This is a genomic window from Cupriavidus sp. 05T313 (assembly GCF_056396665.1).
Genome location: NZ_JBFTLX010000095.1, coordinates 1 through 23642, shown reverse-complemented (window position 1 = coordinate 23642; position 23642 = coordinate 1). Strand labels below are relative to the sequence as shown.

The 23642-nt window shown below is 65.8% G+C and carries 25 protein-coding genes; 8 read left to right on the top strand and 17 right to left on the bottom strand.

Annotated elements, in window-relative coordinates:
- Positions 1 to 352: 352 nt before the first annotated feature.
- The 6 genes from AC1DKD_RS20630 to AC1DKD_RS20605 all read right to left on the bottom strand — a co-directional run bounded on the left by AC1DKD_RS20630 (position 353) and on the right by AC1DKD_RS20605 (position 6467).
- Positions 353 to 2083 carry an ABC transporter substrate-binding protein gene (locus AC1DKD_RS20630; protein WP_477143646.1) on the bottom strand — a complete coding sequence of 577 codons (1731 nt, stop codon included), beginning with the start codon at positions 2081 to 2083 and terminating at the stop codon, positions 353 to 355.
- A 150-nt stretch (positions 2084 to 2233) separates the two neighbouring features.
- A complete protein-coding gene (locus AC1DKD_RS20625; RefSeq protein ID WP_045235528.1) occupies positions 2234 to 2542 on the bottom strand; it encodes a DUF2160 domain-containing protein in 309 nt (102 codons plus the stop codon).
- Positions 2543 to 2554: 12 nt separating this feature from the next.
- On the bottom strand, positions 2555 to 3376 hold the full coding sequence (locus AC1DKD_RS20620) for a carbohydrate ABC transporter permease (RefSeq protein WP_276289910.1): 822 nt from the start codon (positions 3374 to 3376) through the stop codon (positions 2555 to 2557).
- Positions 3369 to 4253, bottom strand: a complete 885-nt coding sequence (locus tag AC1DKD_RS20615; RefSeq protein WP_156176916.1) for a carbohydrate ABC transporter permease — start codon at positions 4251 to 4253, stop codon at positions 3369 to 3371. Before AC1DKD_RS20615 ends, AC1DKD_RS20620 begins: the two co-directional genes overlap by 8 nt.
- A gap of 5 nt (positions 4254 to 4258) precedes the next feature.
- On the bottom strand, positions 4259 to 5365 hold the full coding sequence (locus AC1DKD_RS20610; RefSeq protein WP_441632621.1) for an ABC transporter ATP-binding protein: 1107 nt from the start codon (positions 5363 to 5365) through the stop codon (positions 4259 to 4261).
- A gap of 1 nt (position 5366) precedes the next feature.
- Positions 5367 to 6467: an ABC transporter ATP-binding protein gene (locus AC1DKD_RS20605; protein WP_477143645.1), complete on the bottom strand. Its 1101-nt coding sequence runs from the start codon at positions 6465 to 6467 to the stop codon at positions 5367 to 5369.
- Positions 6468 to 6625: 158 nt separating this feature from the next.
- Between AC1DKD_RS20605 and AC1DKD_RS20600 the strand changes: the two genes are divergently transcribed.
- Positions 6626 to 7393: a DeoR/GlpR family DNA-binding transcription regulator gene (locus AC1DKD_RS20600; protein WP_441632617.1), complete on the top strand. Its 768-nt coding sequence runs from the start codon at positions 6626 to 6628 to the stop codon at positions 7391 to 7393.
- A gap of 73 nt (positions 7394 to 7466) precedes the next feature.
- Here AC1DKD_RS20600 and purU read toward each other — a convergent pair whose 3' ends face one another.
- Both purU and AC1DKD_RS20590 read right to left on the bottom strand, forming a co-directional pair.
- Positions 7467 to 8333 carry a formyltetrahydrofolate deformylase gene (purU, locus tag AC1DKD_RS20595; RefSeq protein ID WP_045235622.1) on the bottom strand — a complete coding sequence of 289 codons (867 nt, stop codon included), beginning with the start codon at positions 8331 to 8333 and terminating at the stop codon, positions 7467 to 7469.
- Positions 8334 to 8362: 29 nt separating this feature from the next.
- A complete protein-coding gene (locus AC1DKD_RS20590) occupies positions 8363 to 9238 on the bottom strand; it encodes an NUDIX hydrolase (protein ID WP_441632615.1) in 876 nt (291 codons plus the stop codon).
- Between the two features lie 57 nt (positions 9239 to 9295).
- On the opposite strand from AC1DKD_RS20590, the gene glpK reads away from it, so the two are divergent.
- From glpK to AC1DKD_RS20570, 4 genes are all read left to right on the top strand, one after another.
- Positions 9296 to 10858, top strand: coding sequence for a glycerol kinase GlpK (glpK, locus tag AC1DKD_RS20585; protein ID WP_441632613.1), 1563 nt, complete (start codon positions 9296 to 9298; stop codon positions 10856 to 10858).
- Between the two features lie 96 nt (positions 10859 to 10954).
- On the top strand, positions 10955 to 12559 hold the full coding sequence (locus AC1DKD_RS20580; protein ID WP_441632611.1) for a glycerol-3-phosphate dehydrogenase/oxidase: 1605 nt from the start codon (positions 10955 to 10957) through the stop codon (positions 12557 to 12559).
- Between the two features lie 78 nt (positions 12560 to 12637).
- Positions 12638 to 13012 carry an MliC family protein gene (locus AC1DKD_RS20575; protein ID WP_441632609.1) on the top strand — a complete coding sequence of 125 codons (375 nt, stop codon included), beginning with the start codon at positions 12638 to 12640 and terminating at the stop codon, positions 13010 to 13012.
- Between the two features lie 74 nt (positions 13013 to 13086).
- Positions 13087 to 13473 (top strand): hypothetical protein, encoded by a 387-nt coding sequence (locus AC1DKD_RS20570; protein ID WP_045235538.1) that lies wholly within the window; start codon positions 13087 to 13089, stop codon positions 13471 to 13473.
- A 535-nt stretch (positions 13474 to 14008) separates the two neighbouring features.
- Here AC1DKD_RS20570 and AC1DKD_RS20565 read toward each other — a convergent pair.
- Positions 14009 to 14293, bottom strand: a complete 285-nt coding sequence (locus AC1DKD_RS20565) for a hypothetical protein (protein WP_045235539.1) — start codon at positions 14291 to 14293, stop codon at positions 14009 to 14011.
- Between the two features lie 138 nt (positions 14294 to 14431).
- Complete coding sequence (locus AC1DKD_RS20560; RefSeq protein WP_276289358.1) at positions 14432 to 14659, bottom strand: hypothetical protein; 228 nt, start codon at positions 14657 to 14659, stop codon at positions 14432 to 14434.
- A gap of 181 nt (positions 14660 to 14840) precedes the next feature.
- On the opposite strand from AC1DKD_RS20560, the gene AC1DKD_RS20555 reads away from it, so the two are divergent.
- Positions 14841 to 16112, top strand: coding sequence for a serine hydrolase domain-containing protein (locus AC1DKD_RS20555; protein WP_441632604.1), 1272 nt, complete (start codon positions 14841 to 14843; stop codon positions 16110 to 16112).
- 102 nt (positions 16113 to 16214) lie between these two features.
- Here AC1DKD_RS20555 and AC1DKD_RS20550 read toward each other — a convergent pair whose 3' ends face one another.
- The 6 genes from AC1DKD_RS20550 to AC1DKD_RS20525 all read right to left on the bottom strand — a co-directional run bounded on the left by AC1DKD_RS20550 (position 16215) and on the right by AC1DKD_RS20525 (position 20852).
- A complete protein-coding gene (locus AC1DKD_RS20550) occupies positions 16215 to 16499 on the bottom strand; it encodes a hypothetical protein (RefSeq protein ID WP_045235542.1) in 285 nt (94 codons plus the stop codon).
- 124 nt (positions 16500 to 16623) lie between these two features.
- Positions 16624 to 16839 carry a hypothetical protein gene (locus AC1DKD_RS20545; protein ID WP_276289355.1) on the bottom strand — a complete coding sequence of 72 codons (216 nt, stop codon included), beginning with the start codon at positions 16837 to 16839 and terminating at the stop codon, positions 16624 to 16626.
- 87 nt (positions 16840 to 16926) lie between these two features.
- The gene (locus AC1DKD_RS20540) at positions 16927 to 17130 is read right to left on the bottom strand and encodes a hypothetical protein (protein WP_276289354.1); all 204 of its coding nucleotides are present in this window, start codon (positions 17128 to 17130) and stop codon (positions 16927 to 16929) included.
- Positions 17131 to 17231: 101 nt separating this feature from the next.
- Positions 17232 to 18473 (bottom strand): CaiB/BaiF CoA transferase family protein, encoded by a 1242-nt coding sequence (locus AC1DKD_RS20535; RefSeq protein WP_441632601.1) that lies wholly within the window; start codon positions 18471 to 18473, stop codon positions 17232 to 17234.
- Between the two features lie 161 nt (positions 18474 to 18634).
- Positions 18635 to 19612 (bottom strand): Bug family tripartite tricarboxylate transporter substrate binding protein, encoded by a 978-nt coding sequence (locus AC1DKD_RS20530; RefSeq protein WP_441632599.1) that lies wholly within the window; start codon positions 19610 to 19612, stop codon positions 18635 to 18637.
- A gap of 73 nt (positions 19613 to 19685) precedes the next feature.
- Positions 19686 to 20852, bottom strand: a complete 1167-nt coding sequence (locus tag AC1DKD_RS20525) for an acyl-CoA dehydrogenase family protein (protein WP_477143644.1) — start codon at positions 20850 to 20852, stop codon at positions 19686 to 19688.
- Positions 20853 to 21051: 199 nt separating this feature from the next.
- On the opposite strand from AC1DKD_RS20525, the gene AC1DKD_RS20520 reads away from it, so the two are divergent.
- Together AC1DKD_RS20520 and AC1DKD_RS20515 are read left to right on the top strand one after the other, a co-directional pair.
- Positions 21052 to 21834, top strand: a complete 783-nt coding sequence (locus AC1DKD_RS20520; protein WP_477143643.1) for an IclR family transcriptional regulator — start codon at positions 21052 to 21054, stop codon at positions 21832 to 21834.
- Positions 21834 to 22646: an IclR family transcriptional regulator gene (locus tag AC1DKD_RS20515; RefSeq protein ID WP_441632593.1), complete on the top strand. Its 813-nt coding sequence runs from the start codon at positions 21834 to 21836 to the stop codon at positions 22644 to 22646. Before AC1DKD_RS20520 ends, AC1DKD_RS20515 begins: the two co-directional genes overlap by 1 nt.
- A gap of 36 nt (positions 22647 to 22682) precedes the next feature.
- On the opposite strand, the gene AC1DKD_RS20510 is transcribed toward AC1DKD_RS20515, so the two are convergent.
- The gene (locus tag AC1DKD_RS20510; protein WP_441632591.1) at positions 22683 to 23063 is read right to left on the bottom strand and encodes a DUF5594 family protein; all 381 of its coding nucleotides are present in this window, start codon (positions 23061 to 23063) and stop codon (positions 22683 to 22685) included.
- Between the last annotated feature and the right edge of the window lie 579 nt (positions 23064 to 23642).

The window sequence follows — 23642 nt, the reverse complement described above, 5'->3', positions numbered from 1 at the left end:
GTTCTCCATTCACTTTGAGGATCCGCGCTGGGGCGGAATCGAATCGGTACGCTTTGGAAGCCTTCGTTCTTTCTGGTAGTTATCTACTAGTAGATAGAYTGGTTGGCCCAAAAAAACGGGGATTCCCCGGGTGTTGCGCTGGATCCTCTTTCCTGCTTCAGCTTTCTTGCTGGGGCGGAGCAGTGGCTTCCATGTCCTGAATATTATCTACTGGTAGATAGATAGTCAAGGGGTTTTTTCAACGCTCCTGAAAGTCGATGAGGCGGCACTTCGTTCAGGACAGAAAAACGGCGGCGCAACGTCACCGTTGCACCGCCGCTTTCAGGGCCAGGCGACCACTACCCGGATCGTCTTACCGCACCCGCCCTTCCTTCCAGGCCTGCAGCAGCTTGTCGTAGGCGATGGTCTCGCCCTTGGGCTTCTCGTTGGCCAGCTTCTTCCAGGGCGCGTGGTCATCCGACAGCCATTTGGCGGGATCGCTCTTGGGGTTCAGCTTGGGCGCGCAGTTCGTCATGCCGGCGCGCTGCAACCGTCCCATCACCTGGTCCATTTCCTCGGCCAGGTTGTCCATGGCGGCCTGCGGCGTCTTCTCTCCGGTGACGGCTGTCGCCACATTCTTCCACCACAACTGCGCCAGCTTGGGATAGTCAGGCACGTTGGTCCCGGTGGGCGTCCACGCGACCCGTGCCGGGCTGCGGTAGAACTCGATCAGGCCGCCGTACTGCGCCGCGTGCTTGGTGAGGTAGTCGTGGTGGATATCGCTGTCGCGGATAAAGGTCAGGCCGGTGAGCGACTTCTTCAGCGATACCGTCTTCGAGGTCACGAACTGCGCGTAGAGCCACGCCGCCGCGAGACGGTTGGGATCGGTGTTCTTGAAGAAGGTCCAGGAGCCTACGTCCTGGTAGCCGTTCTGCATGCCCTGCTTCCAGTACGGGCCATAGGGCGACGGCGCCATGCGCCATTTGGGCGTGCCATCGGCGTTGACCACCGGCAGGCCCTTCTTGGTCATATCGGCGGTGAACGCCGTGTACCAGAAGATCTGCTGCGCCACCTGCCCTTGCGCCGGCACCGGGCCGGCTTCAGAGAAGGTCATGCCCATGGCCTGCGGCGGCGCGTACTTCTTCATCCAGTCGATGTACTTGGTGAGCGCATAGACCGCGGCCGGGCTGTTGGTGGCGCCGCCGCGCGATACCGAAGCGCCCTCCGGCGTGCACTTGTCGGCGCCCACGCGGATGCCCCACTCATCGACCGGCATGCCGTTGGGCAGGCCTTTGTCGGCCGAACCGGCCATCGACAGCCAGGCGTCGGTGAAACGCCAGCCGAGCGACGGATCCTTCTTGCCGTAATCCATATGGCCGAAGACCTTCTTGCCGTCGAGTTCCTTGACATCGTTGGAGAAGAAATTGGCGATGTCCTCGTACGCGGACCAGTTGGTGGGCACACCCAGGTCATAGCCGTACTTGGCCTTGAACTTGTCCTGCAGGTCCTTGCGCGCGAACCAGTCGGCACGGAACCAGTACAGGTTGGCGAACTGCTGGTCGGGCAACTGGTAGAGCTTGCCGTCCGGCGCCGTGGTGAACTTGGTGCCGATGAAGTCCTTCACGTCCAGCCCCGGATTGGTCCACTCCTTGCCGGCGCCGGCCATATAGTCGGTCAGCGGCAGGATGGCGCCATAGCGGTAGTGGGTGCCGATCAGGTCGGAGTCGGAAATCCAGCCGTCGTAGATGGACTTGCCCGACTGCATGGAGGTCTGCAGCTTCTCCACCACGTCGCCTTCCTGGATGATGTCGTGCTTGACCTGGATGCCGGTGATTTCCTCGAAGGCCTTGGCCAGCGTCTTGGATTCGTACTCGTGGGTGGTGATGGTCTCGGAAACCACGCTGATCTGCGTGACGCCCTTGGCCTTGAGCTTGGCGGCCGCGTCCATGAACCACTTCATCTCGGCGAGCTGCTTGTCCTTGGAGAGCGTCGACGGCTGGAACTCGCTGTCGACCCACTTCCTGGCCTCGGCCTCGCCCGCCCACGCGGCGTGGCCGCAGGCTAGCGCCGCCGCGCAGGCCAGCGCCGTCATGCCCAACTTCACGTGCACCTTCATGAACGTCTCCTCGAGAATCCCCCTCCCTGCTCTTTGTCTGGGACGCGGTCCGGGGAAGGTGCAGGCCGCCATGCCCATTGACGAAAAATCCGTCGCTTTATTCTTGCCGGCCCGGGTTGCCGGCGAACCATGCGAGCCTCAGCCCTTGCGCATCACCAATGCCAGCGCAAGCATCGAAATCACCAGGCTGATCCAGATCGAAGGCTCCTCCGCCAGCGAAAACCACGCCATCATCTTCTCGCCCAGGCCCACCCAGGCCAGGTTGATCCAGGCGGCGCACATCAGTCCGATGAACAACCGGTCGCCCCTGGTGGTAGCGATGGGCAGGAAGCCCTTGCGCTCCATGGTGGGCGCGCGCGTCTCCCACACCGTCATGCCCACCAGCATCAGCGCGATGCAGACGAAGAACACGGCCACCGGGGTGGTCCATACCATCCAGCTGAACATGCGTTCTCCTCCTTACACGCGGCCCATCGCGAAGCCCTTCGCGATGTAGTGCCGCACAAACCAGATCACGATGCCGCCGGGCACGATGGTCAGCACCCCGGCCGCGGCCAGCACGCCCCAGTCCATGCCGGAGGCCGACACCGTGCGCGTCATGGTGGCGACGATGGGCTTGGCGTTGACCGATGTCAGCGTGCGCGCCAGCAGCAGTTCCACCCAGCTGAACATGAAGCAGAAGAATGCGGCCACGCCCACGCCCGCCTTGATCAGCGGCAGGAAGATGGTCATGAAGAAGCGCGGAAAGGAGTAGCCATCCACATAGGCGGTCTCGTCGATCTCGCGCGGCACGCCCGACATGAAGCCCTCCAGGATCCACACCGCCAGCGGCACGTTGAACACCAGGTGGGCCAGCGCCACGCCCAGGTGCGTATCCATCAGCCCGATCGTCGTATAGAGCTGGAAGAACGGCAGGAGGAACACCGCCGGCGGCGTCATGCGGTTGGTCAGCAGCCAGAAGAACACATGCTTGTCGCCGATGAACTGGTATCGCGAAAACGCATAGGCAGCGGGCAGCGCCACGGTGATCGAGATCACCGTGTTCATCGCCACGTAGATCATCGAGTTGATATAGCCCGAGTACCAGGACGCGTCGGTGAAGATGGTCTTGTAGTGCTCCAGCGTGAAATCGTTTGGCCACAGCGACAGCGTGGAGACGATCTCTTCGTTGGACTTGAACGACATGTTCAGCATCCAGTAGATCGGCAGGATGGCGAACACCAGGTACCCCAGCAGGAATACCGCGCGCCAGTAGGTGGCGTTCCGATTGGCTTCACGCATGAGGCATGTCCTCGCTGCCGGCGGTGCCCGCGCGCTGCATCCAGTTATAGAGGATGAAACACGTGAGCAGGATGATCAGGAAGTAGATGATGGAGAACGCCGCGGCCGGCCCGAGATCGAACTGGCCCACGGCCTTCTGCGTCAGGAATTGCGACAGGAAGGTGGTGGCGTTGCCGGGGCCGCCCCCGGTCAGCACGAAGGGCTCGGTGTAGATCATGAAGCTGTCCATGAAACGCAGCAGCACCGCGATCATCAGCACGCCGCGCAGCTTGGGCAGCTGGATGTAGCGGAACACCGCCAGGCGCGAGGCGCCGTCGATCTGCGCGGCCTGGTAGTAGGCATCGGGAATCGCGCGCAGGCCGGCATAGCACAGCAGCGCCACCAGCGGCGTCCAGTGCCAGACATCCATCACCAGCACCGTGAACCAGGCGTCCACCGCGCTGCCGGTGTAGTTGTAGTCGAACCCCATCCCGGCGAGCGCAGCGCCCAGCAAGCCGATGTCGGTACGTCCGAAGATCTGCCAGATCGTGCCAACCACATTCCACGGGATCAGCAGCGACAGCGCGATCACCACCAGCACCGCCGATGCCTTCACCCCTTTGGCCGGCATCGACAGCGCCAGCAGGATGCCCAGCGGGATCTCCACCACCAGCACCGCCAGCGAGAAGCCGAGCTGGCGCAGCAGCGCATCGTGCAGCTCGCCGTCGCGCAGCACCGTGCGGAACCATTCGGTGCCGACGAACACGCGGCGTTCGGGCGAGATGATGTCCTGCACCGAGTAATTGACAATGGTCATCAGCGGCAGGATGGCGGAGAACGCCACGCACAGCACCACCGGGATCACCAGCAGCCAGGCCTTCTGGTTGACGGGCTTCAGCGTGCTCATGCAACCAGCTCCTCGTTGACGTAGTAACAGGTATGACGGTTGAACACGGACAGCCACACGGTCTCGCCCGCCTGCAGCGCCACGGCTTCGTTGCCGAGCCGCCCGCGCACCGTGGCAGCGTGGCCGGAGGCATCCCGCACGCTGGCGGTGACCAGCCAGTAGGTGCCGATGTCCTGCGCGCGCTCCACCCGCGCCGGCACGGCCTGCGGATCGGTGCTGGCGGCCAGCCGCAGGTACTCGGGGCGCACGCCCACCTGGAACGTGCCGGCCGCCTGCAGTGCCGCGGCCGTGGCCGGCACCAGTTCGGGGAAATAGCGCCGCCCGGCGATCTCGATGGCACCGTCGCGCCATTGGCCCGCCAGGAAATTCATGCCCGGCGAGCCGATGAAATTGCCGACAAAGGTATGCGCCGGCCGCTCGAACAAGGCTTCGGCCGATCCCACCTGCACCGCCTTGCCCCGCGACATCACCAGCACTTGCTCGGCAAAGGTAAGCGCCTCGGTCTGGTCATGCGTGACGTAGATCAGGGTCAGCCGGAACTCGTGATGGATTTCCTTGAGCTTGCGGCGCAACTGCCATTTGAGGTGGGGATCGATCACCGTGAGCGGCTCGTCGAACAGGATGGCCGATACGTCCTGGCGCACCAGCCCGCGCCCGAGCGAGATCTTCTGCTTGGCATCGGCCGCCAGGCCGCTCGCGCGGCGGTCCAGCGCAGCGGACAAGTCGAGCATCTCGGCCACGCGGCCAACGCGCTCCTTCACCTGCGCCGGTGCCACGCCGCGGTTGCGCAGCGGAAAAGCCAGGTTTTCGCCTACCGTCATGGTGTCGTAGATCACCGGGAACTGGAACACCTGGGCGATATTGCGCGCCTGCGGGGTGGCCGCGGTCACTTCGCGGCCATCGAAGGAGACGGTGCCGTGCGAGGGCCGCTGCAGGCCGGAAATGCAATTGAGCAGGGTGGTCTTGCCGCAGCCGGAAGGCCCGAGCAAGGCGTAGGCGCCGCCGTCGTTGAAGGTGAACTTCAACGGCAGCAGCGCATAGTCTTCGTCCGATTGCGGTTCGGGCCGGTAGGAATGGGACAGGTCGAGGTCGATGCGCGCCATCTCAGGCTCCCAGCTCGGCAGCCGCCGGCGCCACCCTGCCCGGCCGCCTGGGCGCGTGGATGCGCGTGCCACCGGCATCGAACAGGTAGAGCTGCGCGGGATCGAGATGCAGCGTGAGCGGCGCCCCGAGTTCCAGATCTACCACGCCGGGAAACTGCGCCACCAGGTTGCCCACCGGCGAGTCCATATGCACGAAGGTATCCGATCCGGACAGCTCCGCCAGCGCCACGCGGCCGGCCACCGGCACGGAGCCGGGCACGGCATCCAGCCGCAATGCACCGGCCCGCACGCCAACCGTCACCGCGCCGGCGTGGGTCGCCGCTTCGGGCAGCGGGAGGGTAATGCCGCCCGCCAGCGCGAGCGCGCCTGCCTGCATCTCGCCCGCCATCAGGTTCATCGGAGGATCGCTGAAGGCGCGCGCCACGCGCAGCGAGGCGGGATAGTGGAAGACTTCCGGCGTCGGCCCGTACTGCAGCAGTTCGCCCGCGTCCAGCACCGCGGTGTGGCCGCCCAGCAGCAATGCCTCCGACGGCTCCGTCGTGGCGTAGATCACCGTGGCATTGCCATGGGCGAAGAGCTGCGTCAGCTCCTCGCGCAGTTCTTCGCGCAGCTTGTAGTCCAGGTTGACCAGGGGCTCGTCCAGCAGCATCAGCGGCGCGCCCTTGGCCAGCGCGCGCGCCAGCGCCACGCGTTGCTGCTGCCCGCCGGAGAGCTCCGCGGGAAGGCGGTCGAGCAGGTGCTCGATATGCAGCCGGGCGGCAAGCGCGCGTACCTGCCCATCGATGTCCTTGGCGCGGCGCAGCTTGAGCGGCGAGGCGATATTGTCGAAAACGATCAGCGAGGGGTAGTTGATGAACTGCTGGTAGACCATGGAGACATTGCGCTCCCGTACGGGCATGCCGGTCACGTCCACGCCGTCCACCTCTACCCGGCCGGCGCTGGGCCGGTCCAGCCCCGCCATGACCCGCATCAATGAAGTCTTGCCGGCCTGCGTGGCACCGAGCAGAATAGTTACCGCGCCCGGCACGGGCGACAAAGACATGGGATACAGATACGCCTGCGAGCCTGCCTGCTGGGCGATGCCTTCCAATCTGAGCTGCATCGGGTCTCCGGGGTTCGACATGCTGTTCCGCGCCGCCGGACCTGCATCGACGCAGACGCACAAATCTTTGCTTCCGCTCGTTTTAGTTCAAAAACGAACATAAAACAATCATGCACTGCATCATTTGTTTTCGTTTGTGTTTGAACTAGAATGCCGGCATGACGCTAAATCCACGCCAGACCGCCCTGCTTGAAGAGGTTCGCAACCAGGGCTTCGCTTCCATCGACGAACTTGCGCGCAAGTTCGGCGTGACCCTGCAGACAGTTCGCCGCGACGTCAACATGCTGGCCGAAAGCGGCATGCTGGCGCGCTTTCACGGTGGCGTGCGGGTCGAGGGCTCGACGGTGGAGAACATCGCCTATCGCCAGCGCCAGGTGCTCAATGCCGAAGGCAAGGCGCGCATTGCGCGCACCGTGGCCAGCGCGGTGCCCGAGGGTTGCTCGCTGATCCTCAATATCGGCACCACGGTGGAAGAAATCGCACGCGAGCTGATGCATCACCGCGGGCTGCGCGTGATCACCAACAACCTGAACGTGGCCAGCATCCTGGCCGACAACCCCGATTGCGAGGTCATCGTCGCCGGCGGGGTGCTGCGCTCGCGCGACCGCGGCATCGTGGGCGAGGCCACGGTGGAGTTCATCAGCCAGTTCAAGGTGGATATCGGCCTGATCGGCATTTCGGGCATCGAGGCCGATGGCACGCTGCGCGACTACGATTTTCGCGAAGTGAAGGTGGCGCGGACCATCATCGAGCATTCGCGCGAAGTCTGGCTGGCGGCGGATGCCAGCAAGTTCAACCGGCAAGCCATGGTGGAACTGGCGCATCTCTCGGAGATCGACCGGCTCTTCACCGATCAGCCGCTGAAGCCGCCGTTCGAGAGCATGCTGGAAGAAAGCGGAGTGAGCTGTGTGGTCGCGCAGGCGTGAGCGCGCCGACCGGCAGCGTCCAGGCTGGCGAGGCGGTGCCGGCGCGGCTGGCGCCGGGCACCTGGTGATGGGCTTACTTGAAGACGACGGTCTTGTGGCCGTTGAGCAGGATGCGGTGCTCGGCATGCCATTTGACGGCGCGCGCCAGGGCCACGCATTCCACGTCGCGGCCCACCGCCGTGAGCTGCTCGGGATCCATGCTGTGGTCCACGCGCTCGATTTCCTGCTCGATGATCGGGCCTTCGTCCAGCGCGGCCGTCACGTAGTGGGCGGTGGCGCCGATCAGCTTCACGCCGCGGTCGTGCGCCTGGTAGTAAGGCTTGGCGCCCTTGAAGCTGGGCAGGAAMGARTGGTGGATRTTGATGGCGCGGCCGGCCAGCTTGCGGCACAGGTCGTCGGACAGCACCTGCATGTAGCGCGCCAGCACCACCAGGTCGATGTTCTGCTCCTGCACGATCTCGAACACCTTGTTTTCCTGCGCGGCCTTCTGCTCGGCCGAGGCGTTCATCATCGGCAGGTGGAAGAACGGAATATCGTACGACGCCGCCAGCTGGTAGAAATCGCGGTGGTTCGACACGATGGCGGCGATCTCCACCGGCAGGCCGCTGGCCTTGGCGCGGAACAGCAGGTCGTTCAGGCAATGGCCGATCTTCGACACCATGATCATCACGCGCGGCTTGACGCTGGCGTCGAACAGGTCCCACTGCATGGCGAACTGGTCGCCGACCGGCGCGAAGGCGGCCTTCAGCGTGGGCAGGTCGGGGCCGCCGGCGGCCGGCGTGAAGTGCACCCGCATGAAGAAGCGGCCGGTGAACTCATCGCCGAACTGGTCGGAATCGACGATATTGCAGCCGTGCTGGAACAGCAGGCCCGAGACGGCATGGACGATGCCCGGCTGGTCCGGGCAGGAGATGGTGAGAATGAATCCGGTATTGCTCATCGTGTGTTGTTCTGTCGTGTGCGCGCCGATCATGGGCGGGGGGTGCCGGGCACGCTCCAGCCGCGGCGGTTGAGCGCATCCAGCGTCACCAGGGTCGCATCGACCGTCATGGCGCCATCCGCCATGATAGCAAGCAATGCCTCCGGCTCGATACGGCGGTGCTCGGCCACCTCGCCGTCGCGGTTATGCGGCACGAAATCCGGCGGCAGCGGCAAGTCGTACACATATACGGCTTCCCACTGCACGCCTTCGGGAATTTCGCGCAGGACTTCGATCACTCCGTGCGACTCGGCACGCCGCGCCAGCGCCGGCGGGATGCCGGATTCCTCGTCGCACTCGCGCACCAGCGTGGCGAGCGGATCGCTGCCGTGCGGCATGCCGCCTGCGACCAGGTTGTCCCACATCCCCGGATCGACCGCCTTGGCCGCGCTGCGGCGTGAAATCCACAAGGCGCGTTCGCCGGCAATCACGCCATTCATGTGCGAGGCGAAGGTCAGCAGCCCGAGAAAACGCGCCGCCGCGCGTTCGATGGTGGCAAAAGCCAGCGCCTCCAGCGCGGGCGTGACGGCGAACAGTTCGTCGCGCCAGCCACGCACATGGCCGGTATCCGCCAGCCAGCGCGCCAGCACCGCCAGCGTGGCGCTGCGCGCCGCAAAGTCGCCGCAAGACGGCAGCAGCGCCACGCTGCCGTCTTGCGAATCGCCCAGCACGCCCGGCACTGCCTCCTGCGCGCGCAGGATGCCGGCATGCGCGCGCGGCAGCCAGCCAACCTGGCGCCCTGCCACCGTCAGCCGCAGATGGGCTTCGGCATCGAAGGGGCTGCGCGCGGCGAGCGATCCGCTAATGCGGGAAATGGCGGAAACGCCGGTATCGCGGACTTGGCTGTCGGGCAAGGTATCGGACATGAATGATCTCGGCGGCCGGCAAGGCACGCCCGTAAAAGTATTTCCAGGACAAAACGCATGACGCAAATTCAGCCGCCGGGCCTGCCGCAATTCATACTGGCGCTCGACCAGGGCACCAGCAGCTCGCGCGCCATCCTGTTCGATCACGCCGGCAATGTGGCGCGGGTCGCGCAGCGCGAATTCCGGCAATATTACCCGCACCCTGGCCATGTCGAGCACGATCCCTACGAGATCTGGCAATCGCAGCTGGCGGTGGCGCACGAGGTGCTCAACGATGCCGGCGTCTCGGCCAGCCAGATTCGCGCCATCGGCATTACCAACCAGCGCGAGACCACCGTGCTGTGGGACCGCCAGACCGGCGAGCCGATCGGCCGCGCGCTGGTCTGGCAGGATCGCCGCACGGCGCCGATGTGCGAGACGCTGCAGGCCGAGGGCCACGGCGACCTGTTCCGCGACAAGACCGGCCTGATCCTCGACGCCTATTTTTCCGGCACCAAGCTGCGCTGGATGCTGGACAACACCGAAGGCGCGCGCGAACGCGCCGAGCGCGGTGAGCTGGCCTTCGGCACGGTCGACAGCTGGCTGATCTGGCAGCTCACGGACGGCAAGCGCCACGTCACCGATGTATCCAACGCCTCGCGCACGCTGCTGTTCAACATCCACACCTTCCAGTGGGACGACGCCCTGCTCGGCCTGCTTGATATCCCGCGCAGCCTGCTGCCCGAGGTAGTGCCTTCCAGCGGCGAGGTGGCACGCACCGCACTGAGGCTGTTCGGCGCGGAGATCCCGATCGCCGGCATCGCCGGCGACCAGCAGGCCGCCACCTACGGCCAGGCCTGCCACGCGCCCGGCATGGCCAAGAACACCTACGGCACSGGCTGCTTCCTGCTGATGAACACGGGGTCGCAGCCGGTGACTTCGCACAACCGGTTGCTGACCACCATCGGCTGGCAACTGGGCGGAACGGCGCCGGCCGCCAGCCGCACGCAATATTGCCTGGAGGGCGGCGTATTCATGGGCGGCGCCACCATCCAGTGGCTGCGCGACGGCTTGCAGATCATCAACAGCGCACCCGAAGTCGAACCGCTGGCGCGCCAGTGCGACGACACCGACGGCGTGGTGCTGGTGCCAGCCTTCGCCGGCCTGGGCGCGCCGCACTGGGACCCGTTCGCGCGCGGCACGCTGGTGGGCCTCACGCGCGGCAGCGGACGCCCTCACATCGCCCGCGCCGCGCTGGAATCGATCGCGCTGCAAAGCGTGGACGTGCTGGACGCCATGCAGAAGGACGCCGGCATCTCGCTGGCCGAACTGCGCGTGGACGGCGGCGCTTCGCGCAGCGATCTGCTGATGCAGATGCAGGCCGACCTGCTCGGCACGGCCGTGGTGCGCCCGCGCGTGACCGAGACCACGGCGCTCGGCGCCGCCTACCTGGCGGGGCTGGCCACCGGCTACTGGAGCGGCGAGGAAGAGATCGCCAGCCAGTGGCAGGTGGAGCACCGCTTCGAGCCCAACCTGTCCGCGGATGCGCGCGCTTACCGGCTGTGGCGCTGGCATCGCGCGGTAGAACGCGCGCGCGACTGGGCCCGCGAGGACAGCGCGCCGCCCCGATCGGCAAACTGAGCGCGGGCGGGCCACATCCCGCGCAACCGGCATAACCGGCGGAACCGCGCAACGCAATCAGCGCCCGCCATCAGCATTCGCATCAAACAAGGAATCATGCAGAAACTGTCTACTCCCATCCTGCCGCCAGACCGCGCCGCCCTGCTCGCCACCCTCGAGCGCGAGCCGAAGTGGGATGTGATCGTCATCGGCGGCGGCGCCACCGGCCTGGGCACGGCGGTGGATGCCGCCTCGCGCGGCTACCGCACGCTGCTGGTGGAAGCCGCCGACTTCGCCAAGGGCACGTCCAGCAAGGCCACCAAGCTGGTCCATGGCGGCGTGCGCTACCTCGCGCAGGGCAATATCAGCCTGGTGCGCGAGGCGCTCCACGAGCGCGGCCTGCTGGCCCGCAACGCGCCCCATCTGGTATGGCCGCTCGGCTTCGTGGTACCTGCCTACCAGTTGTTCGACCAGCCCTTCTACGGCATCGGCCTGAAGCTCTATGACATGCTGGCCGGCGGACTCAACCTGTCCGGCAGCCGCTGGCTGAACCACCGCGAGACGCTGGCGGCGGCACCGACCCTGGCCGAGCACGTGGGGGGCCGGCCCCTGCGCGGCGGCAATCTGTACTTCGACGGGCAGTTCGACGACGCCCGCCTGGCCATCGCGCTGATGCGCACGCTGTTCGATGTGGGCGGCACGGCCATCAACTACCTGCGCGTGAGCGGATTGTCACAGCGCAATGGCGTGATTGACGGCGTCACCGTGCAGGACGTGCTGGGCGGCGCCAGCTTCGACCTCAAGGCGCCCTGTGTGATCAACGCCACCGGCGTCTGGGTCGATGCCATCCGCCAGATGGAAGACGGCAACGCGCGCAGCATGGTGGCGCCCAGCCAGGGCGTGCATCTGACGCTGCCGCGCAGCTTCCTGCCCGGCGACCGCGCCATCCTGATCCCCAAGACCGACGACGGCCGCGTGCTGTTCGTGGTGCCCTGGAACGGCCACACCATCGTCGGCACCACCGATACCCCGCGCCAGGACCTGCCGCTGGAGCCCCATGCCGGCGCCGACGATGTCGACTTCATCCTGGAGACCGCCGCGCGCTACCTGTCGCGCACGCCCACCCGCGCCGACGTGACCAGCGTCTGGGCCGGCCTGCGCCCGCTGGTCAAGGCCACCGGCGAAGCCTCCACCGCCTCGCTCTCGCGCGAGCACACCATCCTGGTCTCCAAGGCCGGCCTGATCACCGTCACCGGCGGCAAATGGACCACCTACCGCAAGATGGCCGAGGACGTGGTGGGCACGGCAATCCAGCGCCAGATGCTGCCGGCCGCGCCATGCGTGACCGCGGAACTGCCGCTGCATGGCTCGCAAGGCTTGCCAGCCGACCTGCCCCCGTCCGGCAGCGGTTCGCCCGACCGCTACTACGGCAACGAACTCGGCATGCTGCGCGCGCTGCCGGGCAACGACGAATTGCTGGTGCCCGGCTCCGGGCTCACTGCCGCCCATGTGCGCTTTGCCGCGCGCTTCGAGCTGGCGCGGCGGGTCGAAGACGTGCTGGCGCGCCGCAATCGCGCACTATTCCTGGAAGCCAGCGCCGCCAGCGCGGCAGCGCCCCGGGTAGCCGAGATCCTGGCCGAGGAGCTTGGTCACGACGCCGCCTGGCAATCCGCCGAGGTGGACAGTTTCCGAGGTCTCGCAAGCAGCTATATGCTGGCCTGAAGGCGACGCCGCCCCACGGGAAACGCGGCCGTCACACCCTGGCCTGTTTCATCGGCACCTGATCAACAAGGAAACCACATGTCCCTTCGTTCGCTCCTGCGCCGCGCCGCCAACTGCGCTCTCGCCGGCGCCATCTGCCTGGCCGCGGCCCCCGCCTTCGCCAGGCCCGGCATCGACGGCGTGCGCTTCGACCCGGCCCGCACCGTGCGCTACCAGTGCGACGAAGGCAAACAGCTCACGGCGCGCTACTTCAACAGCGCAGACAACCAGATCGCCATCCTGCGGCTGGACGGCAAGCCGCTGCTCTTCGTCAGCGTGCTCACCGGCTCTGGCGCCCGCTATGCGCATGGTGCCCACCTGTGGATCACCAAGGGCGACGAAGGCATGCTGGAGGACCTGACCAAGGGCGAAAACGCACCGCCGGTCTACGCCAACTGCCGTGCGGTCAAGTAGACCATCTCCAGAACATTTTGGTGCTGACGCCCCGGTCGAGCGATAATGCGGGTTATCGAATCAGGGAGAACACCATGGACGAGATTGATGATCTGTCCGATCTGCCGATGCCCCGCTTTATCTGGGGCTTCGCGATCTTCACGCCCAAGGGCGGCGAGGTCATGCATGACGAATTTGAATATCTGACCCATACCCGCGCGCCGCGCTTCACGTGCCGGGTGGTCGAACTGGAAGACATGCCGGTCGACAGCGAGGAAACCGGCATCGACGGGCGCATCGTGCACTACGACGAGCCGGGCCGCCTGTTCTACATCTCCGACGCCGGCATCGCCCTGGTGAACTTTGAGTTGTTCGACAAAGTGCCGGAGAAGCAGAAACTCAAGAAGATCTGCGACGAAGCCATCGAAAACTGGATGTTACGGCGCGATTTCCTCGATTCGGAGGAAGGCGAAGAGGACTGAGCGTCCCTTTACCCCTTTGCCCACACCGAGGGATAACGGCCGGCAGGTCGTTATCCCCAGGCCCCGCCTGGCGTCTCCGCCGGGCAGCCGAATTCCCCCGACTCCCCTCCCCCGTCCTTCCCGCCGCTCCCGGCTGAGCCGTCCCTTGCGCGGCAAACCCGCTGCCCCTGGCATGCGCAGAGTTCCTACATTCGTCAGCCGCATCCTACAACGCAAGGGGAAGCCGCCGGACACCGCGCCAGATCCGCCCTGCTTATAGTGGAACCATGGAAAACACGGAAGAAAGGAAGGAAATCATGCCCTACATCCTCGCCTGGTTGCTCGGTGTCCCGGCCTTCGTGCTGCTGCTGATCTGGCTGTTCGTGCATTAAGTTGCGAGCTTGCCGATCCGGCGCATAACCCGGACCCCGGATAGCAAAACGCCCGCTGATATGCCAGCGGGCGTTTTGTTTTTACCATTCAGCGTTTCGCGCCACCCTGTGAATGAAGGCGCACATGTTTCAGCGTTTCATCCCAGACCGCGTCCACGCGGATATCAGCCTGCCGCGTCCTGCGCGGGCAGGCCGCGTTCCAGCGCTTCCTTGAGCAGGCCGCTCATGCCACCGGCATGCGCCGGAGCCAGCGCCTGCAGGCGCTTGACCAGTTCAGCGTCGAGCTTGCAGGCAAACGGCACCAGGCCTTGTTCCTGGTCGAGCCGGCGCTGTTCGCGGCGATCGACCTTGGCCGGGCCGGTATCGCGCCCGGCGCGGAGGGCGGCGGACAGCTTCAGGCTGTTGGCCAGCTTCAGTGCTTTGTTCTTTTCGAGGTCGGTCTTTTTCACGGCATGTTCCGCTAGAGTCTGTCTGGGGCGGTATTGTACGCAGGTCGGCGGCAGGTCCCGCTTTGTATTGCGCGCGCTGCACAGCGCGCGCACGCCCGGCACCCGCGCCCCACGTCCCGAGACTACCTCGGACCGCGCCTATTCCGCCTCCCTCACCTCGATCAACTCCGCCGCCACACGCTCGATCTCCGCGTAGACGGGAAGCGCCTCGTCCGGGCCGGTACAGCCGACGCCGGTCGCACTGGCTTCGTCAGCGCCGGGCGGATGAAAGACAAACGCCATGCCGGGCTGCCACCTCGGATCGTTCTTCAGGCTTTCATTGAGGATTGCCAGATACTGGCCGCGAGTGAACACGTGCTTGGACATCTTCACCTCCGAATAATTTGTCGGGATCGTAGCATGGCGCGAGGCCTGATCCGGGTGAGCCTCGATACACGCGCACGATCATGCATGCGATGATCGCGTGGCTTTTGCCGGAATCGAGCCGCTATCGATGCAACATCGATAAGACATTGCCAAAACAACGATAAGACAAAGGATGAGACAAATGATACGTAGCACATTGCCAGTGCTTGCGGTCGCGTTGCTGGCCGCTTGCGCGGCCCCGGAGTCGACGCAGAGCGCCGCCCCGCTCACGACCCGTTTTTCCACCGCGCAACTGGACGCCATGAGCACACGCGTGCGTGCCGATGTCGCGCAGGGCCGTATTCCCGGCGCCGTGTACCTGCTCGCACGCAACGGCAAAATCGTCGATACGCAGTCCATCGGCTGGCAGGATGCGGCCGGCAAGGTACCGATGCGGTCCGACTCGATCTTCCGCATCTATTCGATGAGCAAGCCAATCGTCTCGGTGGCCGTGATGATGATGGTCGAGGACGGACGCCTGCAGCTTGCCGATCCGGTCTCCAGGTACCTGCCCGAACTCAAGGGCCTGCGGGTCGGCGTGGAGAAGACCGACGCCGCCGGCAAGCCCGTGCTGGAACTGGTGCCAGCCCAGCGCGAGATGACAGTGCAGGACCTGATGCGCCATACGTCGGGGCTGACCTATGGCGTGTTCGGCAAGTCGCTGGTCAAGGAGGAATACAAGCGCCTGGACGTGGATGCCACAGAGCAAAGCAATACGGAATTCATTAGCCGTCTCGCCAAGGTGCCGCTGCAGTTTCAGCCGGGCACCACCTGGGAGTACAGCCGCTCCACCGATGTGCTGGGCGCCTTGCTGGAACGCGTGTCGGGCCAGACCCTGGCGGCGCATCTGCAGCAGCGCATCTTCACGCCCTTGCAGATGAAGGACACTGGCTTCTGGGTTCCGCAGGCCCAGCAGGCCCGCATCGCCGAGCCCTTTGCCATCGACCCCGACAGCAAGGTACCGGTCGGGCTGATCGATGTGCGCCACGCGCCGAAACTCGAATCGGGTGGCGGCGGGCTGGTGTCGACCGCGGCGGATTACTTCCGCTTTGCCCAGATGCTGCTCAACGGCGGCGAAATCGACGGCGTGCGCCTGCTCTCGCCGAAGACGGTCGCCTATATGACTGCCGACCACCTCGGCACGATTGCCGGGCCTTCGCTGGCGCGCGGCCCGGCCTACCTGCCGGGTCCGGGCTATGGCTTCGGCCTCGGTTTCGGCACGCGCACGGGCACTGGCGAGGCAGCCACGCCGGGGTCGGTTGGCGACTACTACTGGGGCGGAGTCGGGGGCACCTACTTCTGGGTCGACCCGAAGGAGAAGACCGTGGCGATCTGGATGATGCAGGCGCCCGGGCAGCGTGAGTACTACCGCGCCTGGTTCCGGAACAAGGTGTATAGCGCCATGACGCCGTGATGCGCGGATGACAGGACCGGCGCGCACGCGCCGGTAGCGATGGCATGGCGACGCGGCCGCCTGCCGCCGCATTGGAGCGCCGGCGCCAGCCGGCCTCCCCCCCTACAGCGCGCTGACGGACTCGCCCGGCACCAGGCCGTTGATGATGTCCTCGCCGAACTTCACCGCGCCGCGGCGCGCGGTGCCGATATTGTCCCAGGGCGCCGCGGCAAGCCGGAACACGCGCGAACGCTCGGTGCCCGGCTCATGTCCTTCGCGGCAGATAACCACGGAAGCATTGAAACTGCGATCCGGCCGGCGCTCTGGCCAGGTGCGCTCAGCCTGGTGGCGATAGATCAGCGGATAGAGATCGAAACCCTTGTAGCGGGTAAATGGTCCAGTGTCCAACTTGCGCTCCCCTAGTGATGGTTGAATGGCGAATGCGGCCTGCCGGCGCCGCACCGCAGCGGATTCGCCTCGCCCTGTTCCCGGGCGATGGCGACAATACCTTCATGCTGCCTTCAGGTTGCCTTCAGGTCTGTATCGACCAGCCAGGCCCCTTGCCGTTCTTGTCGCTCTCGTGCCGCCAGCGGCAACCGCAATCGGCACAGGTGTAGGTGGCAAAGGTGATCGCGGGCTGGCCGCGCGGCTTGATGCGCTGCGTGTCCGTCAATAGCAGCCGGGGATGCCCCGTGCCGCCGATCGAGCCAGGCTGGATCTGCGCACAGGCCTCGCACATGCTCATCATCGCTCCCGCGCCTTGCGCGTGCACTTCGTCCCCGCGTGCCGGCCTCGCACCGCCAGTGCGAGGAACCGCATCGCCAATACCGTGCGGCTATCTATCCGCCGCCATCGCCTTGAGCTGCGCGTCGCCGGCTACGCGCGCAGCATCCGATGTGGTGAAGGTATCGTCCGAAACAATGGTGCGCTTGAGCAACTGCGCAGAGAAATCGACCAGGGTGATTACCCATACATAGCGCCCCGCCTGGGGGGCTGTCTGGACAATAGCCTGCAGGTGCGGCGTGGAATCCTTAGCCATGATGCTCCTCCGGAGGATCGCATCAGGGCACTTTAGCACGAGTTGCGCATGAGGCGGCTGCAACGCCTCCTCGGCCGGGACACGCGACGCTCACGGCGCGCTCAGACCACTTGCTGTCCGCGCAGCGTCTCCAGATCGGCCGCCGTCAGGCCCAGTTCGCCGTAGAAGGCGTCGTTGTGCTCGCCCACCGCCGGGCCGCTGCGGGGCGCCGGCGGCTGGTGGCCGGAAAACCGCGGCACCATGCAAGGCGCGGGAATCGAGCCGAGATCGGGATCGGGCAAGCGGACGATCGCGCCGCGTGCCTGGAAATGCGGATCCCGCATGATATCGGCGATGGTGAATATCTTGCTGAACGGGATCTCGCGCGCGCCGAGCGCCTGCGCCACTGCCGCGTAGTCATGCGTGGCGAACCATGTCTTGATGACGGCATCGAGCGCATCCAGATGGCGCACGCGCTCCGGGTTGCTGGCATAGCGCGGGTCGTCCGCCATGCCGGCCTCGCCGATGGCATGGCAAAGGCGGCGGAAGATCGGGTCCGACGAGGCTACCAGCGAAACCCAGTGGCCATCCGCCGTGGCGTACATATTGGACGGCGCGGTGTAGGTGGCACGATTGCCGGCGCGCTGGCGCACCTGCCCCAGTTGCTCGTACTCCACGGCGAGCGGCTCCAGCAAACGGAACAATGCCTCAGTCGCCGACAGGTCGATCTCGCGGCCGTGCACGCCATTGCCACGATCCTGCGCGCGCCGGCTGTCGGCCACGGCGGCCGCAATCGAAAACGCACCGAACAGCCCCGCCACCATATCGCCCATCGGATAGTTCATGTGCAACGGCGGGCCGCAGGGATCGCCCACCAGGTTGGTGAAGCCGCTCATCGCTTCGAACACGCGCGCAAAACCCGCGCGACCAGCATACGGSCCGGTCTGCCCGAAGCCGGTCAGGCGCAGGATCGTCAAGCGCGGGTTGGCGGCGTGCAGCGTCCCGGCATCCAGGCCCCAGCGATCCAGCGTGCCGGTACGGAAGTTCTCCACCAGCACGTCGAACTGCGGCAGCATCTTGAGAAACAGTGCGCGGCCCTCCGGTTTGCGCACGTCGAGCGTGATGCCGCGCTTGCCGCGATTGGTGACCTTCCAGTAAAGCGGCAGCTTATCCTTGACCGGCGCCAGCCCACGCAGCGGATCGGTGCCGTCGGGCAACTCGAGCTTGACGACTTCCGCGCCCATGTCGGCGCACAGCGTGCTGGCAAACGGGGCGGCCACAACCGTGGCCATGTCGAGGATGCGCACGCCGGCCAGCGGCCCGCCTTGATGCGCGGCAGCCGCGTCTTGATCTGTGTGGTTCATGATGGAGTCGGGGGAACGAGTCTTGTGTGGTGGGCAATAGCAGGAGCTCGCACAAGCGCTGCCCGGACCTATCGCATTGCGCGGCGTAACGCTGGGCGTTTTCGTCATGGCCGCCATGGCCGGACCCTGAACTTGGCTATGCATACCTGCTGCATATCTGCTTAGTCGAGCGTGGTGCCGGTCGACTTCACCAGCGCAGCCCACCATGCCGTATCGCTACGGATCTGCGCGGCGAACTGTTCGGGCGTATTGCCGACCGGTTCCGCGCCCAGGTCCACCAGGCGCTTGCGCATCTGCGGCCTGGCCAGGATCTTTGCGGTCGCGTCATGCAGCCTGGCAATGATCGGGCGCGGCGTGCCGGCCGGAGCCATCAGCCCCTTCCATGCCGTCACCACGTAGCCCTTCAGGCCGGCCTCCTCCATCGTCGGCACATCGGGGAGCGCACTGGCGCGTTTGTCGCTCGCCACCGCCAGGGCACGCAGGCGGCCCGACTGGACATACGGCAACAGCGCGGGCATGTTGTCGATCATCATCGTAATGTGCCCGGCGATCAGGTCGGCCACCGCAGGGCCGCTGCCCTTGTACGGCACGTGCTGCAGCTTGATGCCCGCGGACTGGTTCAGCAACTCGCCCGCAAGCTGCGCCGGCGAGCCGTTTCCGGGCGAGCCAAAGCTGAGCGTTCCGGGCCTGGTCTTGGCGTAGGCGATGAACTCCTTGAGATTGAGCGCCGGAATCGAAGGGTTGACCACCATCAGGTTGTGTTCGCGCGCGAGCATCGTGACTGGCGCCAGATCGCGCACCGGGTCATAGGACATGCGAGGGTAAAGGCTGGGGTTGATGACGGTGGCCCCCGCCGCAGCGAGCAGCAGCGTGTAGCCGTCGGGCGCTGCCTTGGCCACCGCATCGCCGCCGATATTGCCGCCCGCGCCGGCCTTGTTCTCCACGACCACGGACTGCCCGAGTTCCTCCTTCAACTGTTCGGCCAGCAAGCGCGCGAGCGTATCGGTGGAGCCGCCCGGCGGGAACGGCACGACCAGCCGGATCACCTTAGCGGGATAAGCCGCCTCGGCCAGCGCGGGTTGCACGAGTCCAAGCGTGGCCAGCAGGACAGCGCCTGCCGCAAGCATGGTTTTCAACATGGTGTCTCCTTGACGGTATGACGCCACCTGGCGCGACCGCCGGCGGCTGCTCTTTCTTGACGAAACCGAACGATTACGACGCGCTCGCGGCAGCAGCCAGCGCGAGCGTGCGTTTGGCGATATTGAGTTGKTGGATCTGGCTGGTGCCTTCGTACAGCCGGAACAGGCGCACGTCGCGATAGAAGCGTTCGATGCCGAAATCGGCGATATAACCGTAGCCGCCAAACATCTGCACGCAGCGGTCGGCCACGCGCCCGCACATCTCGGAAGCGAAGTACTTGCAGATCGAAGCCTGCATGGTGACGTCCTCGCCGCGATCGCGCTGACGCGCCGTTTCCATGATCAGCGCGCGCGCCGCGTGGATCTCGGTCTGGCAGTCGGCAATCATCGCCTGCACCAGCTGGAATTCCGCCAGCGGCTGGCCGAACTGCTGGCGCCCGGCAACGAACCGGATCGCCTCGTCGAGCATGCGGATGGCCGGCCCGGTGCACAGCGCGGCCAGGTGGATGCGCTGCTTGTTGAGCACCTTCATCGCGGTGCGAAAGCCCTGCCCTTCCTCGCCGCCGATGAGGTTGGAGGCCGGCACGCGGCAGTCGCTGAAATGCACTTCGGACACCGGCGAGCCCTCCTGCCCCATCTTGCGGTAGGGCTGCCCGGTACTCAGTCCCGGCGTGCCGCGTTCGACGATGAACGCCGAGATGCCGGCCGCGCCGGCGCGCGCGGGATCGGTGCGCGCCATGACCGTGAACAAGCCGGCGATGGGCGCATTGGTGATGAAACACTTGGTGCCGTTGATCACGTAATGATCGCCTTCGCGCCGCGCGGAAGTCGTCAGCGCCGTGGCGTCCGAGCCGGCCTCCGRCTCGGTCAGCGCGAAGGAGCCGGTCAGCTCCCCGCTGGCCAGCAAAGGCAGGTAGCGGCGCTTCTGCGCCGCCGTGCCGTCCGCCACCAGCGCCTCGGAGCCAATGCCGGTATTGGTGCCCACCCGCGCACGGAAGGCCACCGAGCATTGCGACAGCTCCAGCGCCGCCAGCACCAGCTCCTCGGTCGTCATGCCGGCGCCGCCGTACTCCTCGGGAATCGAAAATCCGAACAGGCCCATCCCGGCCATTTCCCGCACCAGCGGCTCGGGCACATCGTCCAGCCTGGCGACTTCGGCCTCACGCGGCACCAGCCGCTCGCGCACGAAACGCCGCAATTCGGCCAGGAAGGCTTGGAAGGCATCCGGTTCCCTGATCATCTGTCTTGCTCCATCCGGTCATTGCCGCCGGGATCGGCCGCATGCAAACCAGCGTAGCAATCCGTGCCTGGAAAGCGGATCGATGTTTTGCTATCTTGAACGCAGGCCATGCGCGCCGGGCGCATCAATGGCTATGATGGATGCATGCCACGCCCATGCGGCCTGCCCGCGCCCTCCGCCGTTTCCGCCCCCCCAAATCATGCCGCCCCGTCCCCATCACCCCGACCCCGCCTTCGCCACCACGCTGGCCCACGGCCTGGCGCTGCTGGAGTGCTTCCGAGTGGGCGAGCCGGTCATGAGCAACAAGCAACTGGTGGAACGCACCGGGCTGTCCAAGGCCACGATCAGCCGCCTGACCTACACGCTGGCGGCACGCGGGTTGCTGCTCTACGACACGGAGCTGCGCCGCTACCGGCTGGGTTCCACCGCGCTCTCGCTGGGCTACCCGCTGCTGGCCAGCCTCAAGGTCAGGCAGCTCGCGCGGCCGCTGATGAAGGCACTCGCCGACCAGGTCGGCGGCTCGGTCTCGCTGGGCCTGCGCGACCGGCTGCAGATGGTCTATGTGGAAACCAGCCGCGGCCACGACGCCATCGCCTTCCGGCCCGATATCGGCGCATCCCTGCCCATGYTCGCCACCGCCATGGGGCGGGCATGGCTGTGCCAGGCGTCCCCGGTGGAACGGGAGCCGGTGCTGGCGGCACTACGCGTGGCCGATGCAGGGCAATGGCAGGCTCACGCGCCCGCGCTGGACGCCGCGGCGCATGATCTTGCCACGCTCGGATTCTGCCTCTCGCGCGGGGAATGGCAGCGCGACGTGCATGCAGTGGCCGTGCCGATGCGCGCCGAAATCGATGGCGAGACGCTGGTCTTCAATTGCGGCGTGCCCGGCGCCAGGATGACACCGCGCAAGCTCGAACGCGAGATGGGGCCGCGCCTGCTGCGGCTGGTCCGGCGCGTGGAAAAGGAACTGGGGACATCGTGATGGCAGCGACGCCTTCCCAGATTGCACCCGCAGCGGACCAGGACAATGCCGCCGACCGCCAGTTCGCCACCACGCTAGCGCACGGCATCGATATCCTGCTGTCCTACCGTGCCGGCGAGTCCCTGCTCGGCAACAAGGATTTCGCGCAACGCACCGGCCAGTCGCGATCGGCCGTGGCCAGGCTCACGCACACGCTGACCGTGCTCGGCTACCTGCGCCGTGACGCCACCCAGGCCAAGTACCGGCTGGGCGCGCCGGTGCTCTCGCTCGGCTATCCGCTGCTGGCCAGCATGCATATCCGCCAGCTCGCGCGGCCGCTGATGAAGGAACTCGCTGATCGCATTGGCGGCGCGGTCTCGCTCGGCATGCGTGACCGCACGCAGATGATCTATGTCGAAACCGCCCGCTCCACCGACAGTCTTGTCGTCACGCCGGACATTGGCGCAGCGCTGCCAATGCTCACCACGGCCATCGGCAAAGCCTGGTTGTGCAAGGCGCCCGCGGCGGAGCGCGACAGCGTGCTCAACCGCCTGCGCCTGCAAGACCCGGAAGCCTTCATTCGATTCCATCCACAGCTAGCGAACTTGCGCCAGGACTTCGAAGCCAAGGGCTACTGCGTGAATCGCGGTGAATGGCGCGGCGATGTGTATGCCTTTGCGGTGCCGTTATTCAGGCCGGTGGATTCCCAATGGCTGGTCTTCAACTGTGGCGTGTCGGCACAGGCAGGGTCGTTTGCCATGCGCGAACGCGAAGTCGCACCGGGGCTGCTGACCCTGGTGCGTAGCGTGGAGGACTTGCTGGGGATGCGGTGAGTGCGCGGGTTCGATACAGGATGCCGGACACCGGACTCAATGCTCGAAATCGAGCCCACCAAGCAGCACCGTGGGATCCGCTTGCGAACGCGTCCCGAAATCGATCTGCCGCGGCGTCTGCCACGCGCGCATCTTGCCCGCCAGGGCCGCGAGATAGTGCTCGAACTTCTCCGCGCCGCCGGCAGCGAACAACGCCTCGACCTCGAGACTGTCCCACGACAGGTAGACGTTCAACTGGTGCGCGAACCGCCGCGGTTCATCGAACGGTTCGCCGCAGAGATGGACCCGCGCGGGGCAGTCGGACGTCTCGTCTGGTATGACCTCCACGCGGATACGCTGCTTGAACAGATTCGCTATCGTCTCGGCGATTCGCGGGGCAAACTCCGCGTTGAAACGCGGTGCGATGTCATGGCTCACTGAATGTCTCTTCCCGGTTTTTGAGGATCGTAGCACGGGGCGTTCGCCCCGGCGGCGCCGGGATTGCGAGTCGATTTCCAGACGATCGCCGCGTGCGCCAGGGAGCACAAGCGCCCGGGATGCTATCGCGCAAAAGCAGGTTGACCCCGCCATTTGCTGACCTATACTGAAAACCTGCCGGCTGAGACACGCAGTAGCAATGCGAAGGTAAGCGGCAGAATGATCCCCCTGGCCAATATGGCAGTGAGATCAAGCGTGCCAGATAGGCATGCAAGTCCGAACCGGATCCCAGTGAGTTTGCCGACCCGGTTCGGATCCCCCCGCAGTTGCGGGAAACAACAAGCACCTCCACGAGGTGCTTTTTTATTGCCCGGAGCGAACCTTGGGAACGGACTGCAGACCCAGGCCCCGCTTTCGCTGGCCGGCGGAGCACAACGAAGCGGAGCTACCGGCGCAAACCCGAACGCATTGCAACGCCGCAGACAGACAAAGAAAAAGGGCTGGGCAACGAAGCGGAGCTACCGGCGCAAACCCGAACGCATTGCAACGCCGCAGACAGACAAAGAAAAAGGGCTGGGC